This is a genomic window from Streptomyces sp. adm13(2018) (genome assembly GCF_008042145.1).
Taxonomy (GTDB): domain Bacteria; phylum Actinomycetota; class Actinomycetes; order Streptomycetales; family Streptomycetaceae; genus Streptomyces.
In genome coordinates, this window is the sequence record NZ_RDBH01000129.1 from 1,010,789 (window position 1) to 1,025,484 (window position 14,696).

The following is a 14,696-nucleotide window of genomic DNA, read 5'->3' on the forward strand; positions in this document are numbered from 1 at the left end:
CCCCGCGGCCCTACGCGTCGATCGAGAGGCGCGAGCGCAGCAGGGCGGCCAGGGACGCCGCGAACTCGACCGGTTCCACCGGAAGGGTGACCGCGGCGTCCGCGCGGCTCCAGGTGGCCAGCCAGGCGTCCTGCGGGCGGCCGATGAGCAGCAGCACGGGCGGGCAGCGGAAGACCTCGTCCTTGATCTGCCGGCAGACGCCCATGCCGCCCGCCGGCACCGCCTCGCCGTCCAGGACGCACACGTCGATGCCGCCCTCGTCCAGGCGCTTCAGCACCGCCGGCAGCGTCGCGCACTCCACGAACTCCACCGGCGGGACGTCCGACGCGGGCCTGCGCCCGGCCGCCAGCCGTACCTGCTCGCGGGTGTTCGCGTCGTCGCTGTAGACCAGGACCGTGGCACTCGACTGCATCGTTCCTCCGGCTGGGAAGGCGGGTGGGTCGTCGTCGACCGATGCGCGGATGCTACTCCGGTCCACACCTCGTCAACACCCGTTCAACACCTGTTCGAAGGGTGTCGGGGGGGCCTCGCACTGGGCCGTTCGGGCTGGACACACCCCTCTGACACTCCGAACGGCACCCCCCGGAGTGAGGGCGGGATAAGCGACCGACATAATGTCGGTCGTGGCGACAGTAACGACAGTAGAAACAGGGCACGCGCACCCGTCGGTCAATCGACCGAACCTCACCAGCGTCGGAACCATCATCTGGTTGAGCTCCGAGCTGATGTTCTTCGCGGCCCTCTTCGCGATGTACTTCACCCTGCGATCGGTGATGGGCGCCGAGTACTGGACGGAAAAGGCAGACGCCTTGAACTTCCCGTTCTCGGCGACGAACACCACGATCCTGGTGCTCTCCTCACTCACCTGCCAGCTCGGCGTCTTCGCCGCCGAGCGGGGCGACGTGAAGAAGCTCCGATCATGGTTCATCATCACGTTCGTGATGGGTTCGATCTTCATCGGCGGACAGGTCTTCGAGTACACGGAGCTGGTGAAGCACGAGGGCCTCTCGCTCTCGTCGGACCCGTACGGTTCCGTGTTCTACCTGACCACCGGCTTCCACGGCCTGCACGTGACGGGCGGTCTCATCGCCTTCCTGCTGGTCCTCGGCCGGACGTACGCCGCCAAGAGGTTCACTCACGAGCAGGCAACCGCCGCCATCGTCGTGTCCTACTACTGGCACTTCGTCGATGTCGTCTGGATCGGCCTCTTCGCCACGATCTACATGATCAAGTAGTCGGCGCCGCCGACACGGCGGACCGAGACATCCAGCAAGCATCGACGCAGAAGATCCTGACACCGGGGTAATCCGTGAAAAAGCTCTCCGCACGACGACGCCATCCGCTGGCGGCGGTCGTCGTCCTACTTCTCGCGCTGGCGGCCACTGGGGGGCTGTATGCCGCGTTCGCGCCCGCGGGCACGGCGAAGGCCGACGAAACCGCCCAGTCCCTCGCCATCGAGGAGGGGAAGAAGCTCTACTCCGTCGGCTGCGCCAGCTGCCACGGAACCGGCGGTCAGGGCACCACTGACGGCCCCTCCCTCGTCGGCGTCGGTTCGGCGGCCGTCGACTTCCAGGTCGGCACGGGCCGTATGCCGGCCCAGCAGCCGGGCGCCCAGGTCCCGAAGAAGAAGACCATCTACTCGCAGGCTGAGATCGATCAGCTCGCGGCGTACGTCGCTTCGCTCGGCGCCGGCCCGATCACGCCGGCCGAGAGCCAGTACAGCCCTGACGGTGCGGATGTCGCCAAGGGTGGCGAGCTGTTCCGCACCAACTGTGCCCAGTGCCACAACTTCACCGGCGAGGGTGGCGCGCTGACCTACGGCAAGTACGCCCCGAACCTCGAAGGCGTGAGCCCGAAGCACCTCTACGAGGCCATGCAGACCGGCCCGCAGAACATGCCCTCCTTCCCGGACACGACGATGCCCGAGAAGGAGAAGAAGGACATCATCGCGTACGTCCAGGCCGTCAACGGCGAGAAGGCCGACAGCCCGGGCGGTCTCTCGCTCGGTGGCCTCGGCCCCGTCTCCGAGGGCCTGTTCGCCTGGGTCTTCGGCCTGGGTGCGCTGATCGCAGTTGCCATCTGGGTCGCGGCCCACACCGCTAAGGCCAAGAAGTCATGAGTAGCCAAGAGATTCCAGAAGAGAACCTGCCGGCAGGGCAGGACACCGCGCACGGCGCGGTGAAGGTCGCCGACGACCCGTTCGCCGACCCGGGCCTCCCGCCCCACAAGCCCCGCATCCAGGACATCGACGAGCGGGCCGCGCGCCGGTCCGAGCGTGCCGTGGCGTTCATGTTCACGCTGTCGATGCTGGCCACGGTCGGCTTCATCGCCTCGTACGTGATCTTCCCGGTCGACAAGATCGTGTACATCTGGCCCTTCGGCCGGGTGTCCGCGCTCAACTTCGCACTGGGCTGGACCCTGGGCCTCGCGCTCTTCTTCATCGGCGCGGGCGCGGTCCACTGGGCCCGCACCCTGATGTCCGACGTCGAGATCGCGGACGAGCGTCACCCGATCGCGGCCGACGCCGAGACCAAGGCCAAGGTCATGTCGGACTTCGCGGCCGGTGCCGCCGAGTCGGGCATGGGCCGCCGCAAGCTCATCCGCAACACGATGTTCGGCGCGCTGGCGCTCGTTCCGCTCTCCGGCATCGTGCTGCTGCGTGACATGGGCCCGCTGCCCGAGAAGAAGCTCCGGTCCACCATGTGGGCCAAGGGGCTTCAGCTCATCAACATGAACACGCACGAGCCGCTGCGTCCCGAGGACGTCGCGGTCGGTTCGCTGACCTTCGCGATGCCCGAGGGCCTCTCGGAGCACGACCACCACTTCCAGACCGAGATCGCCAAGGCCGCCCTGATGATCGTCCGGATCCAGCCGGAGGACATCAAGGACAAGCGCGAGCTCGAGTGGTCGCACGAGGGCATCGTCGCGTTCTCGAAGATCTGCACCCACGTGGGCTGCCCGATCTCCCTGTACGAGCAGCAGACGCACCACGTCCTCTGCCCGTGCCACCAGTCCACCTTCGACCTCTCCGACGGCGCCCGCGTCATCTTCGGCCCGGCCGGTCACGCCCTCCCGCAGCTGCGGATCGGCGTGAACGACAAGGGCTTCCTGGAGGCGCTCGGCGACTTCGACGAGCCCGTCGGCCCTGCCTTCTGGGAGCGCGGATGAGCACCGTGACCGATACGAAGAAAGCACCCGCCGGTGAGCGGGTGGCCGACTGGGCCGACGGACGCCTGGGGATCTACACGCTGGCCAAGGCCAACATGCGGAAGATCTTCCCGGACCACTGGTCCTTCATGCTGGGCGAGATCTGCCTCTACAGCTTCCTCATCATCATCCTGACGGGCGTCTACCTGACGTTGTTCTTCCACCCGTCGATGAACGAGGTGGAGTACGTCGGACCGTACGTCCCGCTCCAGGGACAGCTGATGTCCGAGGCGTTCAACTCGACGATGCACATCTCGTTCGAGGTCCGCGGTGGTCTGCTCATCCGGCAGATCCACCACTGGGCGGCGCTGATCTTCCTCGCCGGCATGTTCGTGCACATGATGCGCGTGTTCTTCACGGGTGCGTTCCGCAAGCCGCGTGAGATCAACTGGCTGTTCGGCTTCCTGCTGTTCTTCCTGGGCATGTTCACCGGCTTCACCGGTTACTCGCTCCCGGACGACCTGCTCTCCGGCACCGGTGTCCGCTTCATGCAGGGCGCGATCCTGTCCGTCCCGGTCATCGGCACCTACCTGTCGATGTTCCTGTTCGGCGGGGAGTTCCCCGGCGGCGACTTCGTGGCCCGGTTCTACTCGGCCCACATCCTGCTGCTGCCCGGCATCATGCTCGGCCTCGTGGTCGCCCACCTCATCCTGGTGTTCTTCCACAAGCACACGCAGTTCGCCGGCCCCGGCCGCACGAACAACAACGTCGTGGGCATGCCGCTGCTGCCGGTCTACATGGCCAAGGCCGGAGGCTTCTTCTTCCTGGTCTTCGGCGTCATCGCGATCGTCGCGGCCATCGCCTCGATCAACCCGATCTGGGCCATCGGCCCGTACCGGCCGGACCAGGTGTCCACCGGCGCCCAGCCCGACTGGTACATGGGCTTCGCCGAGGGTCTCATCCGTGTCATGCCGGGCTGGGAGATCAACCTCTGGGGCCACACGCTCGTCCTGGGCGTGATGATCCCGCTGGCGATCTTCCCGGCGGTCCTCGCGGCCATCGCGGTCTACCCGTTCATCGAGTCCTGGATCACCGGCGACAAGCGCGAGCACCACATCGCGCAGCGCCCGCGCAACGCTCCGACGCGCACCGCCTTCGGTGTCGCCTGGATCACCGCGTACATGATCATGCTCGTGGGTGGTGGAAACGACCTCTGGGCGACCCACTTCCACCTGTCGCTGAACTCGATCACCTGGTTCGTGCGGATCTTCTTCTTCGTCGGTCCGGTCATCGCGTTCATCGCCACCAAGCGGATCTGCCTCGGCCTCCAGCGCCGCGACAAGGACAAGGTGCTGCACGGACGCGAGTCCGGCATCATCAAGCGCCTGCCGCACGGTGAGTTCGTCGAGATCCACGAGCCGCTCAGCCAGGGCGAGCTGCACCGCCTCACCGCGCACGAGCAGTACGACGCGGCGGCGCTCCCGGCGGGCGTCGACGAGAACGGCGTGGAGCGCAAGACCGGGGCCATCGAGAAGCTCCGGATCAAGCTCAACAAGGGCTACTACGGCGGCGACAGCCAGGTCGCCAAGCCCACGGTCGAGGAGTACAAGGAGATCCAGAGCGGCCACGGCCACCACTGATCCCGGAACTCCCGACTTCCGACAAGTCGCCACGGTGAGAGCCCCGTCCATTCGATGGACGGGGCTCTTCGCCGTCCCCGCGGGTGGATAGGGTGGAGCCCTAGCCGTCACGTACTGACCAGGAGCTGCCATGAGCGCTGCGACCCCCGCTGGAGGACCTACGTCGGCGGGCCGCTCCTGGCCCGTCCTGCTGAACGGGCTGCTCGACGGCAGGGACCTGTCCGCCGACGACACCGCCTGGGCGATGGACCTGATCATGAGCGGCGAGGCCACCGACGCGCAGATCGCCGGATTCATGGTCGCGCTCCGCGCCAAGGGCGAGACCGTGCAGGAGATCACCGGTCTCGTACGGACCATGTACGCGCACGCCAACGTGATCGAGGTACCGGGGCCCGCCGTCGACATCGTCGGCACCGGCGGCGACGGCGCCAAGACGGTGAACATCTCCACGATGGCGTCGATCGTGGTCGCCGGCACGGGCACGAAGGTCGTCAAGCACGGCAACCGGGCCGCGTCCTCCGCCTCCGGCTCCTCCGACGTCCTGGAGAAGCTCGGCATCAACCTCAACCTGACCCCGCGGCGGGTCGCCGAGGTCGCGGAGGAGGCCGGCATCACCATCTGCTTCGCCGTGAAGTTCCATCCGTCGCTGCGGCACGTCGCCGCCGCCCGCGGCCAGCTGGGCATCCGGACCACGTTCAACGTCCTGGGTCCGCTGACCAACCCGGCCCAGGTGCGGGCCCAGGCCGTCGGGGTCGCCGACCCGCGCATGGCGCCCATCGTGGCCGGGGTCCTCGCCGAGCGCGGCAACTCCGCCCTGGTCTTCCGCGGCGACGACGGACTCGACGAGCTGACCACCACCTCCACCTCCCGGGTCTGGGTGGTCCGCGACGGCGGGGTCACCGAGGAGCGCTTCGACCCGCGGGACGTCGGCATCGAGCTGGTGCCCCTGGAGGCCCTGCGCGGCGCCGACGCCTCGTACAACGCCGACGTGGCCCGCCGCCTGCTCGCCGGGGAGACCGGTCCGGTACGGGACGCCGTGCTGCTCAACGCGGCCGCGGCGCTCACCGCCCTGGAGCCCGGCACCGGCACCCTGGCCGAGCGGCTGGGCGCCAGCATCGCGAGAGCGGCCGAGTCGATCGACTCCGGCGCGGCCCTCCGCTCTCTCGAACGCTGGATCGCCGCCAGCAACGCCTGACGGACACCCCGTCCCCTCGACCCCGGTCCACCATGCGGACCGGGGTCTTGCGCTTGGGCGATCATGTGGCAGGATGCTCTACAGGTCACGAGTGACAGCGTTTTGGCCCCGGCTTGCTGTCCGGCAACCCTCCGTCCGTGGCGGGGTGCCCCGGGTGATGACCAGGCCGTAGGCAGCGAGGTCTACGGCAAGCGCGGACCCCTCGAACACCAGGGGTCCTGGTCTCTCGAGGAGCTTTTTCCGTGAGCAAGCGAATGCGATAGGGCGAATACGCCCCTTCTTCACCCTCGGATCGTCGGATCAGGGTCACTTCTCCGTACCCCGTGCACCCCGGGCCTCCCCCGTGCAGCCGTGTCCTCCGAGGCATCACCCCGTACCCCGCCGTGTCCGGCCGCGTACGGGTCCCCCGAAGCCATTCCGCACCGCCCGCCGGGAGATACCGCCATGTCCGCACGCCCTGACGCCGCCACCGCCACCCTCGTCGAGACCACGCCCGCCGGGACCGCCGAGGCCGCCGACCCCTGCTGCGCCGCCCCGCTGCCCGTGCTCGGCCGCGACGTCACCGTCCCCCTCGTCACCGGCGGCGAGGTGACCTACGCGGCGCTCGACTACGCGGCCAGCGCGCCGGCCCTCCAGAGGGTCTGGGACGACGTCGCCGCCTACGCCCCCTACTACGGCAGCGTCCACCGCGGCGCCGGGTACCTCTCCCAGCTCTCCACCGACCTCTTCGAGAACAGCCGCGTCACCGTCGCCGAGTTCCTCGACTGCCGCCCCGGCGACCAGGTCGTCTTCACCCGCTCCACCACCGACTCGCTGAACCTGCTGGCCGCCACCCTCCCGGCCGACTGCCAGGTCTTCGTCTTCGAGACCGAGCACCACGCCTCGCTGCTGCCCTGGAGGGACGCCCGCGTCACCTACCTCAACGCGCCGCGCACCCCCGGGCAGGCCGTCGCCACCCTGGAGCGGGCGCTCGCCGACCGCGACCCCTACGGCCCCGCCCTGGTCTGCGTCACCGGCGCCTCCAACGTGACCGGCGAGCTGTGGCCGGTGAAGGAGCTGGCCGCCGCCGCGCACGCGCACGGCGCCCGGATCGTGCTGGACGCCGCCCAGCTCGCCCCGCACCACCCGGTCTCCGTCCAGGAGCTCGACGTGGACTGGATCGCCTTCTCCGGGCACAAGCTGTACGCGCCCTTCGGCTCCGGCGTCCTCGCCGGCCGCGCCGACTGGCTCCAGGACTCCGAGCCCTACCTCGCGGGCGGCGGCGCCTCCCGCAAGGTGGCCCGCCGGGCCGACGGCGGGGTGGACGTGGAGTGGCACACCACCGCGGCCCGGCACGAGGCGGGCTCCCCGAACGTCATCGGCGTCTACTCCATCGCCTCCGCCTGCAAGGCCCTCACCGAGGCCGGATTCGACTCCCTCGTCGCCCGCGAGCGGCACCTGATCGACACGGTCCGCGCGGGCCTCGCCGAGGTGCCCGAGGTCAGGGTGCTCTCGCTGTTCGGCGACGACGCCCCGCGGGTCGGCGTCATCTCCTTCGTCGTGGAGGGCTGGAACAGCTCGCACTTCGCCGCCGCCCTCTCCGCCGAGTACGGCATCGGCGTCCGCGACGGCCTCTTCTGCGCCCACCCGCTGGTCCGCACACTGCTCGGCAGCGACCCGCAGGACCCGGGCGAGTGCGGCGCCCCCGAGGCGGCCCCGGGGGAGCGGAGCCTCAACGCCATCCGGGTGAGCTTCGGAGCCGGGACCCCGGACGAGCACGTGGAGCGGTTCGTCGGTGCCGTGAAGGAACTCGTCCGCGACGGCGCCCAGTGGAAGTACCGCACCGAGGACGGCCGCTGCGTCCCCGACCGCGGCTGAGCACTCACTCGTACGGGTGAAGGGGGCCTCCCGACCGGGAGGCCCCCTTCCGTCGCGCCGCGGAGCCGTCCTCAGGACTCCAGGCCGATGGCGAAGGCCGCCTCCAGGTCGTGCTGGGAGTACGTGCGGAAGGCGACATGCGTGTCGGTGGCCTCGACGCCCGGGATCTTGCTGATGTTGCCGGGGATCACATCGGCGAGGTCGTCGTGGCGCGGGACGCGGACCATGGCGATCAGGTCGTAGGTGCCGGTCACCGAGAACACCTCGCTGACGCTGTCGAGCGCGGCGATCGACTCGGCGATCTCGGGGATGCGGTCCACGCTGGTCTTGATGAGCACGATCGCGGTGATCACGGCTGGCTTTCTCCCTCGGTCGCCGCGGTTGGGGCTTTCACTCTATCCCCACCCCGGTAGCGCCCCCAGGCGTACAGGAAGCCGACGGAGAAGCCCACCACATGGGCCAGATAGGCGACGCCGGGACCGGCTCCTGCGGCCCGCGCGGCCAGCCACTGGAGCACGAACCAGAAGATCAGCACGATCCAGGCGGGGAAGCGCAGCGGCAGGAAGAAGAGGAACGGGAAGAGACTGGTGACCCGGGAGCGCGGGAAGAGGAAGAGAAAGGCCCCGAGCACCCCGGAGATCGCCCCGGACGCCCCGACCAGGGTCTGCTCGCTGCTCGCGTGCGCCACCGCGTACCCGACCAGGGCGAGGTAGCCCGTGCCCAGGTAGAAGAGGGCGAACTCGACGGGACCCATGCGCTCCTCGGCCATCGCCCCGAAGACGTACAGGAACAGCATGTTTCCCAGCAGATGGAGCCAGCTGCCGTGCACGAAGAGCGCGGTGAGCGGGGTGAGCAGGGCGCGGGGCTCGCCGCTCATCAGCTCGGCGGGGACGACGCCCCAGCGCCGGAAGTACTCGCCCTGCGCCGCGAGGAGCTCGTCCCCCGTGCCGTACACCGGGTCGAGCCCGGAGACCGGGCCGATCACGAAGAGCAGGCAGCAGGCGGCGATCAGTCCGTACGTCACCGTCGGGCCGCTGCGGACGCCCCGCCAGGACCTCAGGACACCACGGACCGCGCCTCGCCAGTCGATCATGGACAGATCATGGCGTACCGGGGCCCAACTGGACAGAGTGCCTCGCCGTGCCCCGGCGTACCGGCGAGGCCGTAGGGTAACGGGCAGTACGACCGCAGTTCGACGGCGCACCGCGGCTCCCGCACCTGGTATCCCGCAACAGGAAGAAGGACGGCACGATGACGACGGTTCCCCTGCCGACCGACGAGACCCGCTGGCGCTGCACTCTCTGCGGCAACCTGACCCGTTTCGACGTGACGCGCTCCTCCAAGGTCGTCGAGTACGTCCATCTGGACCTTGCGGGGGCCCCGACGGTCGAGGAGCGGCAGGTGGTCAGTGAGACCATCGAGTCGGTCCGCTGCCGCTGGTGCAACGCGGTGGACCAGATCGAGCTGGTGGACAGGCCGGGCGCCGCCTCCTAGGGACGGCGCGGACGACATAGGGGTGACGGATCGTGGAGCAGCCCGCGCACGGTGGAGAGCCGGCCGGCGCGGCAGGTGACGCTGCCGAGACGCTCGACCACCCACTGCCGGAAGGCGTACGGCGGCGGGTCGTCGCGCTGGTCGCCGACGCCTTCGGCGGCCTGACCGTCGCGGAGCTGCCCGCCCCCCTCAGGCAGTACGCCCGGTTCACCGCGAGCCGGCGCGCCAAGTTCGCCGGGAACGCCATGGCGGCCGCCCTGGAGAGCGATCCGCTGTTCCGGCAGCGGATCGGCGAGCGCTTCCGGCAGGGCCAGCCCGAACTGGCCGGAGCGGTCGAGACCGGCACCCCGCCCGCCGCCGCCGACCCCGTCGACGTGGCGGCCGCGGCTTACGTGCTGCGCCCGCCCGGCTGGGTCAAGCTGGTGGCCGCCGCCGGCGAGGAGGCCCAGCGGGTCGACGCCGAGCGCGCTGACGAGGCGGGCCGCCGGGAACTGGAGCGGCTGCGCGAGGAGCTCGCCGCCGCCCGGGACCGGGCCCGCGGCGAGACCGAGCAGCTGCGCCACGATCTGGAGACGGCCCGGAAGGAAGCGGAATCGCTTCACCGCAAGCTGCGCAGCGCCCAGAGCGACGTGAAGCGCGGCGAGGCGGCGCTGCGGCGCGTCCGGGGAGAGATCGACGCCGCGAAGGCGGAGTCGGCGGCCCAGGTGTCGGCCGCGGAGAGCGAGAGCCGGCGGCTCAAGGCCCGGCTCGGTGAGGTCGAGGCCGCCCTGGAGGCGAGCCGCAGGTCGGCCCGCGAGGGGCGCTCGGTCGAGGACATGCGGCTGCGGCTGCTCCTCGACACCGTGCTCGACGCCGCCCAGGGGCTGCGCCGCGAACTCGCCCTGCCGCCCGTCTCGGTGCACCCGGCGGACACCGTGGACGCGGTGGAGCCCGGCCGGATGTCGGCGAAGGACATCGCGGCCCGGGCGCTCTCCGAGACCGACCCGGCGCTGCTCGACCAGCTCCTCGCGCTGCCACAGGCGCATCTGGTCGTCGACGGCTACAACGTCACCAAGACCGGTTATCCCACCATGCCGTTGGAGAAGCAGCGGCTGCGGCTGCTCGGCAGTCTGTCGGCCCTCGCGGCCCGTTCGGGCGCCGAGGTGACCTGTGTCTTCGACGGGGCGGAACTGGCCGCCCCGGTGCTCCTCGCGCCGCCGCGCGGGGTGCGGGTGCTCTTCTCCAAGCCCGGTGTGACCGCCGACGAGCTGATCCGTCAGCTGGTGCGGGCGGAGCCGCCGGGCCGGCCGGTCGTGGTGGTCTCCACCGACCGGGAGGTGGCCGACGGGGTGGCGAAGGCGGGTGCCCGCCCCGTGGCGTCCGCCTTGCTCCTGAAGCGGCTTACGCGGCTCTCCTGACGCATCACCACACTTGGCAACTCTTGCGCCCTATGCCCGAATTCTGGAGGGCGCACCGTCAAGTGCCCATCACTGCCTGTGCGGTCTGTGTAAATTAAGTGGCCGGTGAGGGATATTTTTGCCGGTGGGATTTGAACTGATCACAAGTTGGTCACTAGGGTCGGGGCTCGAACCTTCGCGCGGTTGATCACCCATCCGGGGTGGCGGCGGAGGAACCGCCTGCCCCTTACCGGTTGGGCGGCTCTGAGGAAGAAGGAGCTCGCCTTCGTGGCGTCCCACCGTCGACCCAAGCAGCCGAGCCGCATGCGCGTGACCGTCCTCACCGCGACCGCTGCCGCCGCCGTAGCGCTCACCGCCCAGACCGGTGCCCAGGCGGCCCCCGCCAAGCCCAAGATCGACGAGGTCAAGTCGAAGGTCGACGAGCTGCACCACGAGGCCGAGGAGGCCACGGAGCAGTACAACCTGGCCGAGGAGCGCCGCGGCAAGCTGCAGGACGAGATCGGCAACCTCCAGGACAAGGTGGCGCGCGGTCAGCAGGAGCTCAACACCCTGCGCGACCAGATCGGTTCGGTCGCCAGCGCCCAGTACCGCTCCGGCGGCATCGACCCGGCGCTCCAGCTCTTCCTCTCCGCCGACCCGGACACCTACCTCGACAAGGCGTCCGCGATCGACCAGCTCAGCGCCCAGCAGGCCGACGTGCTCACCTCGATCCAGGCCAAGCAGCGCACGCTCGCCCAGCAGCGGGCCGAGGCCACCACCAAGCTGGCCGACCTCGACGACGTCCGCAAGACGCTCGGTGAGAAGAAGAAGAAGTTCCAGGGCAAGCTCGCCGAGGCGCAGAAGCTCCTCAACACCCTCACCGCCGCCGAGAAGGCCAAGCTGGCCGAGGAGGAGCGGCAGAAGGAGCAGCGCGCCAGCCGCGCCGCCGGTGACCGCATCGACCTCGGCAACGAGGTCCCCGCGAACGGTCTCGGCGCCGCCGCGCTCAGCGCCGCCGCCACCCAGATCGGCAAGCCGTACCAGTCCGGCGCCGAGGGCCCCGGCGCGTACGACTGCTCCGGTCTGACCCAGTGGGCCTACGGCAAGGCCGGCGTCGGCCTCACCCGCACCACGTACACCCAGCAGAACGACGGCACGAAGATCGGCCGCAGCCAGCTCAAGCCGGGCGACCTGGTCTTCTTCAACGGCCTGTCGCACGTGGGTCTGTACGCGGGCAACAACACGATCCTCCACGCGCCCAAGCCGGGTGCCAGCGTCCGCTACGAGTCCATGAACTACATGGGCACGTTCCAGTTCGGTGTCCGCATCGGCGGCTGATCCGCCCGACGCGACCCGCGCAGCCGTACCGCCCAATCGGGTGGTTCGCCGCGACGCGAGCTGACCTGACGCCCCGCCGGTGACCTTGTCATCTCCGGCGGGGCGTCATTTTGTGTGCCCGGCGCCTTCGTTGGACGGGGACTGATCAACGGCTACTGTCTGCCGCGCCAGTCTGCGTCGAGCCGAACGGAGCGCGAGTCGTGGTGTCCCACCGCCGGCCCGCCAGGGTCACCGTCCTCACCGCCGCCGCGGCCACCGCGGCGGCGGCCCTCGGGGCCGTCCCCGCGAGCGCCGACCCGGGGGCCGGATCCGCGGCCTCCCGTGCCACGGTCGACCGCCTCTTCGAGGAGGCCGAGAAGGCCACCGAGGGCTACAACCGGGCGGACGAGAAGACGGACGCGCTGCGCCGCACGGTCTCCCAGGCCCAGGACAGCCTCGCCCGCGGCCAGGAGCGCATCAACCTCATGCGGGGCGCGCTCGGTTCGGTCGCCGGCGCCCAGTACCGCTCCGGCGGCATCGACCCCGCCCTCGCCCTGCTGCTCTCCTCCGACCCGGACACCTATCTCGACCGGGCCTCCGCGCTCGACCGGATCACGGCCCGGCAGGGCGCCGCGCTCGGCGAGCTCCGGCGGGAGCAGCGCCGGCTGAACCAGAAGCGGTCCGAAGCCCGGGCGACCCTGGCCGAGCTGGAGCGCAGCCGGGCCGAGGTCGCCCGCCACAAGCGCGTGGTCGAGCGCAAGCTCGCGGAGGCCCGCCGGGTCCTTGCGAGCCTCACCGCCGAGGAGCGCGCCGACTTCGACCGGTCCTCGCGCTCCGGCGGACGCGCCGAGGAGCTCCCCGCGATGTCCGAGGCGGCCCCCGGCTCCTCGCGGGCCGCCGCCGCGGTGCTCGCCGCCCGCAGCGCGGTCGGCAGGCCGTACGTGTGGGGGGCGACCGGCCCCTCCGCCTTCGACTGCTCCGGTCTCATGGTCTGGTCGTACGGGAAGGCCGGGATCAGCCTGCCGCGGACCTCCTCGGCGCAGCGGTACGCGGGCCGGCAGGTGCCGCTCTCGCAGGCGCAGCCCGGCGACCTCGTCACGTACCGCGGCGACGCCAGCCACGTGGGGATCTACGCCGGGAACGGGCAGGTCATCCACGCCCCCTACCCGGGCGCCGCCGTCCGCTACGACCCGGTGAACATGATGTCGCACGTGACGGTGACCCGGGTCTGAGCCGGTCCCGGCCGGGGCCGGGCGCGGTCCGCGCCGATCCGACCGTACGATCGGAGGCGTGGCGGGTCAGGGGTGTGGAGCGCGGAGGCCGACGGCGGCCTGCCTGGCCGTCCTGCTTCTCCTCCTCGCCGGGCTCGTCGGCTGCGGCGCGCGCCCGGACCGGCCCGCCGACACCGCCGCCCCGGAGTTCCAGGAGCTGCTCGACCGGCACGCCAGGGCGCTTCTCGACCGCGACCAGGCCGGCTACCTCGCCGACGTCGACGCCTCGTACGCCCCGACGGCCCTCGCCGTCTTCCGGCGGCTCGCCCCGGTTCCCGTGGACGGCTGGAGCTACCGGGTCACCGGCGTCGACCGCCCGGCGGACGGCCGGGCCACCGTGCGCGCCGAGCTCGGCCACAAGCTGGCCGGCCACGACCGGCGGCCGCTCACCGGCGCCCGGGTCCTCGACCTGACCGAGCGGGCCGGCCGCTGGTACGTGACCGGCGACCGCCCGGCCCCCGGCGCCCCGCGGCACCTCTGGGAGCAGGGCGACGTGACGGCCGTCCGGGGCGCCCGCTCGCTCGTCCTCGGCGTCGGCCAGAAGCCCGAGCGGCTCCGCGAGATCGCCGCCGCGGCGGACCGGGCGGTGCCCGTCGTCTCCGCCGCCTGGCCCGCGGAGTGGGCCCGTGACGTGGTGGTCCTGGTCCCCGGGTCGCTGACCGGGATGGGAGAGCTCCTGGGGGCGCCGGGCAGCTCCTACCGGGGCATCGCCGCCGTCACCACGGGGGAGACCCGGGGCGGCGCGGACGCCCCCGCGGACCGGGTGATCGTGAACCCCGACGCGTACGGGGTGCTGGGGGAGTTCGGCCGGCAGCTGGTGCTCACCCACGAGACCGTCCACGTCGCGACCCGTGCGGCCACCACCCCCGCCACCCCGGTCTGGCTCTCCGAGGGCTTCGCCGACTGGGTCGCCTACCGGGACGCCGGCCGCACGGCCGTGCAGGCCGCCCCCGAGCTGCGGCGCGCGGTCCGGGCGGGCGAGCCGCCCGCCCGGCTCCCGGAGGACCCGGACTTCGCCTTCGGCGCGGACGCTGAGGCGCTGGCCCGGGCGTACGAGGGCGGCTGGCTGGCCTGCGCGCTGATCGCCGACCGCTGGGGCGAGGCGGAGCTGCGGGACTTCTACCGCGCGGTGGGCGCGCACCCCGGCCGGGAGGGCGCGGTGGAGAAGGCGCTCCGGGAGGTGCTGGACACCACTCCGGAGGAGTTCACCGCGGAGTGGCGGCGGTACCTCGGGGAGCGGCTGGGCTGAGGTCCGCCGCGGCGGCGATCTCGCGGAGCCGCTCGGGCTTCTGGCCGACGCCGAGGACGAGCGAGCGGGCGCCCCGGACGGCCGTCACGTCGCCCTGCTCCCAGAGGTGCCGCGGGGCGCCGGGGGCCGGGCGGTCGCCGGTCACGTACC

14 protein-coding genes, 1 pseudogene and 1 riboswitch are annotated in these 14,696 nt (G+C 71.2%); of the genes and pseudogenes, 11 read left to right on the forward strand and 4 right to left on the reverse strand.

The window, feature by feature from the left end:
• Positions 1–10: 10 nt before the first annotated feature.
• The gene (locus EAO70_RS21245; protein ID WP_148004446.1) at positions 11–412 is read right to left on the reverse strand and encodes a hypothetical protein; all 402 of its coding nucleotides are present in this window, start codon (positions 410–412) and stop codon (positions 11–13) included.
• A 202-nt stretch (positions 413–614) separates the two neighbouring features.
• Between EAO70_RS21245 and EAO70_RS21250 the strand changes: the two genes are divergently transcribed.
• The 6 genes from EAO70_RS21250 to EAO70_RS21275 all read left to right on the forward strand — a co-directional run bounded on the left by EAO70_RS21250 (position 615) and on the right by EAO70_RS21275 (position 7,839).
• Entirely contained in the window at positions 615–1,235 is a 621-nt protein-coding gene (locus tag EAO70_RS21250) for a heme-copper oxidase subunit III (RefSeq protein ID WP_030314378.1), read from the forward strand.
• A 74-nt stretch (positions 1,236–1,309) separates the two neighbouring features.
• Complete coding sequence (locus EAO70_RS21255; protein ID WP_148004447.1) at positions 1,310–2,119, forward strand: c-type cytochrome; 810 nt, start codon at positions 1,310–1,312, stop codon at positions 2,117–2,119.
• The gene (locus tag EAO70_RS21260) at positions 2,116–3,168 is read left to right on the forward strand and encodes a ubiquinol-cytochrome c reductase iron-sulfur subunit (protein ID WP_148004448.1); all 1,053 of its coding nucleotides are present in this window, start codon (positions 2,116–2,118) and stop codon (positions 3,166–3,168) included. The genes EAO70_RS21255 and EAO70_RS21260 overlap by 4 nt, the downstream gene beginning before the upstream one ends.
• Positions 3,165–4,787 (forward strand): cytochrome b, encoded by a 1,623-nt coding sequence (locus tag EAO70_RS21265; protein ID WP_148004449.1) that lies wholly within the window; start codon positions 3,165–3,167, stop codon positions 4,785–4,787. Before EAO70_RS21260 ends, EAO70_RS21265 begins: the two co-directional genes overlap by 4 nt.
• A gap of 130 nt (positions 4,788–4,917) precedes the next feature.
• Complete coding sequence (gene trpD, locus EAO70_RS21270; protein WP_148004450.1) at positions 4,918–5,982, forward strand: anthranilate phosphoribosyltransferase; 1,065 nt, start codon at positions 4,918–4,920, stop codon at positions 5,980–5,982.
• Positions 5,983–6,065: 83 nt separating this feature from the next.
• Positions 6,066–6,182, forward strand: a riboswitch (SAM riboswitch).
• Positions 6,183–6,426: 244 nt separating this feature from the next.
• Positions 6,427–7,839: an aminotransferase class V-fold PLP-dependent enzyme gene (locus tag EAO70_RS21275; RefSeq protein WP_187283971.1), complete on the forward strand. Its 1,413-nt coding sequence runs from the start codon at positions 6,427–6,429 to the stop codon at positions 7,837–7,839.
• 71 nt (positions 7,840–7,910) lie between these two features.
• On the opposite strand, the gene EAO70_RS21280 is transcribed toward EAO70_RS21275, so the two are convergent.
• Positions 7,911–8,192, reverse strand: coding sequence for an Lrp/AsnC family transcriptional regulator (locus tag EAO70_RS21280; RefSeq protein ID WP_148004451.1), 282 nt, complete (start codon positions 8,190–8,192; stop codon positions 7,911–7,913).
• Positions 8,189–8,932 carry a rhomboid family intramembrane serine protease gene (locus EAO70_RS21285; protein ID WP_148004452.1) on the reverse strand — a complete coding sequence of 248 codons (744 nt, stop codon included), beginning with the start codon at positions 8,930–8,932 and terminating at the stop codon, positions 8,189–8,191. The genes EAO70_RS21280 and EAO70_RS21285 overlap by 4 nt, the downstream gene beginning before the upstream one ends.
• A gap of 158 nt (positions 8,933–9,090) precedes the next feature.
• Between EAO70_RS21285 and EAO70_RS21290 the strand changes: the two genes are divergently transcribed.
• The 5 genes from EAO70_RS21290 to EAO70_RS21310 all read left to right on the forward strand — a co-directional run bounded on the left by EAO70_RS21290 (position 9,091) and on the right by EAO70_RS21310 (position 14,546).
• The gene (locus EAO70_RS21290) at positions 9,091–9,333 is read left to right on the forward strand and encodes a hypothetical protein (protein WP_148004453.1); all 243 of its coding nucleotides are present in this window, start codon (positions 9,091–9,093) and stop codon (positions 9,331–9,333) included.
• A 32-nt stretch (positions 9,334–9,365) separates the two neighbouring features.
• Positions 9,366–10,730: an NYN domain-containing protein gene (locus EAO70_RS21295; protein ID WP_148004454.1), complete on the forward strand. Its 1,365-nt coding sequence runs from the start codon at positions 9,366–9,368 to the stop codon at positions 10,728–10,730.
• A gap of 267 nt (positions 10,731–10,997) precedes the next feature.
• On the forward strand, positions 10,998–12,047 hold the full coding sequence (locus EAO70_RS21300; protein ID WP_148004455.1) for a C40 family peptidase: 1,050 nt from the start codon (positions 10,998–11,000) through the stop codon (positions 12,045–12,047).
• 200 nt (positions 12,048–12,247) lie between these two features.
• Positions 12,248–13,258 (forward strand): NlpC/P60 family protein, encoded by a 1,011-nt coding sequence (locus tag EAO70_RS21305; protein WP_148004456.1) that lies wholly within the window; start codon positions 12,248–12,250, stop codon positions 13,256–13,258.
• Positions 13,259–13,316: 58 nt separating this feature from the next.
• Positions 13,317–14,546, forward strand: coding sequence for a hypothetical protein (locus EAO70_RS21310; RefSeq protein ID WP_148004457.1), 1,230 nt, complete (start codon positions 13,317–13,319; stop codon positions 14,544–14,546).
• Here EAO70_RS21310 and EAO70_RS21315 read toward each other — a convergent pair.
• Positions 14,503–14,696 (reverse strand): annotated as a pseudogene (locus EAO70_RS21315) (hypothetical protein); the annotation flags it as partial. The gene EAO70_RS21310 and the pseudogene EAO70_RS21315 sit on opposite strands and share 44 nt — an antisense overlap.

Bases quoted from the DNA above. Each gene is read 5' to 3' on its own strand.
- EAO70_RS21245 (WP_148004446.1), bottom strand. From the start codon at position 412: ATGCAGTCGAGTGCCACGGTCCTGGTCTACAGCGACGACGCGAACACC.
- EAO70_RS21250 (WP_030314378.1), top strand. From the start codon at position 615: ATGTCGGTCGTGGCGACAGTAACGACAGTAGAAACAGGGCACGCGCAC.
- EAO70_RS21260 (WP_148004448.1), top strand. From the start codon at position 2,116: ATGAGTAGCCAAGAGATTCCAGAAGAGAACCTGCCGGCAGGGCAGGAC.
- EAO70_RS21265 (WP_148004449.1), top strand. From the start codon at position 3,165: ATGAGCACCGTGACCGATACGAAGAAAGCACCCGCCGGTGAGCGGGTG.
- trpD (WP_148004450.1), top strand. From the start codon at position 4,918: ATGAGCGCTGCGACCCCCGCTGGAGGACCTACGTCGGCGGGCCGCTCC.
- EAO70_RS21275 (WP_187283971.1), top strand. From the start codon at position 6,427: ATGTCCGCACGCCCTGACGCCGCCACCGCCACCCTCGTCGAGACCACG.
- EAO70_RS21285 (WP_148004452.1), bottom strand. From the start codon at position 8,932: ATGATCGACTGGCGAGGCGCGGTCCGTGGTGTCCTGAGGTCCTGGCGG.
- EAO70_RS21290 (WP_148004453.1), top strand. From the start codon at position 9,091: ATGACGACGGTTCCCCTGCCGACCGACGAGACCCGCTGGCGCTGCACT.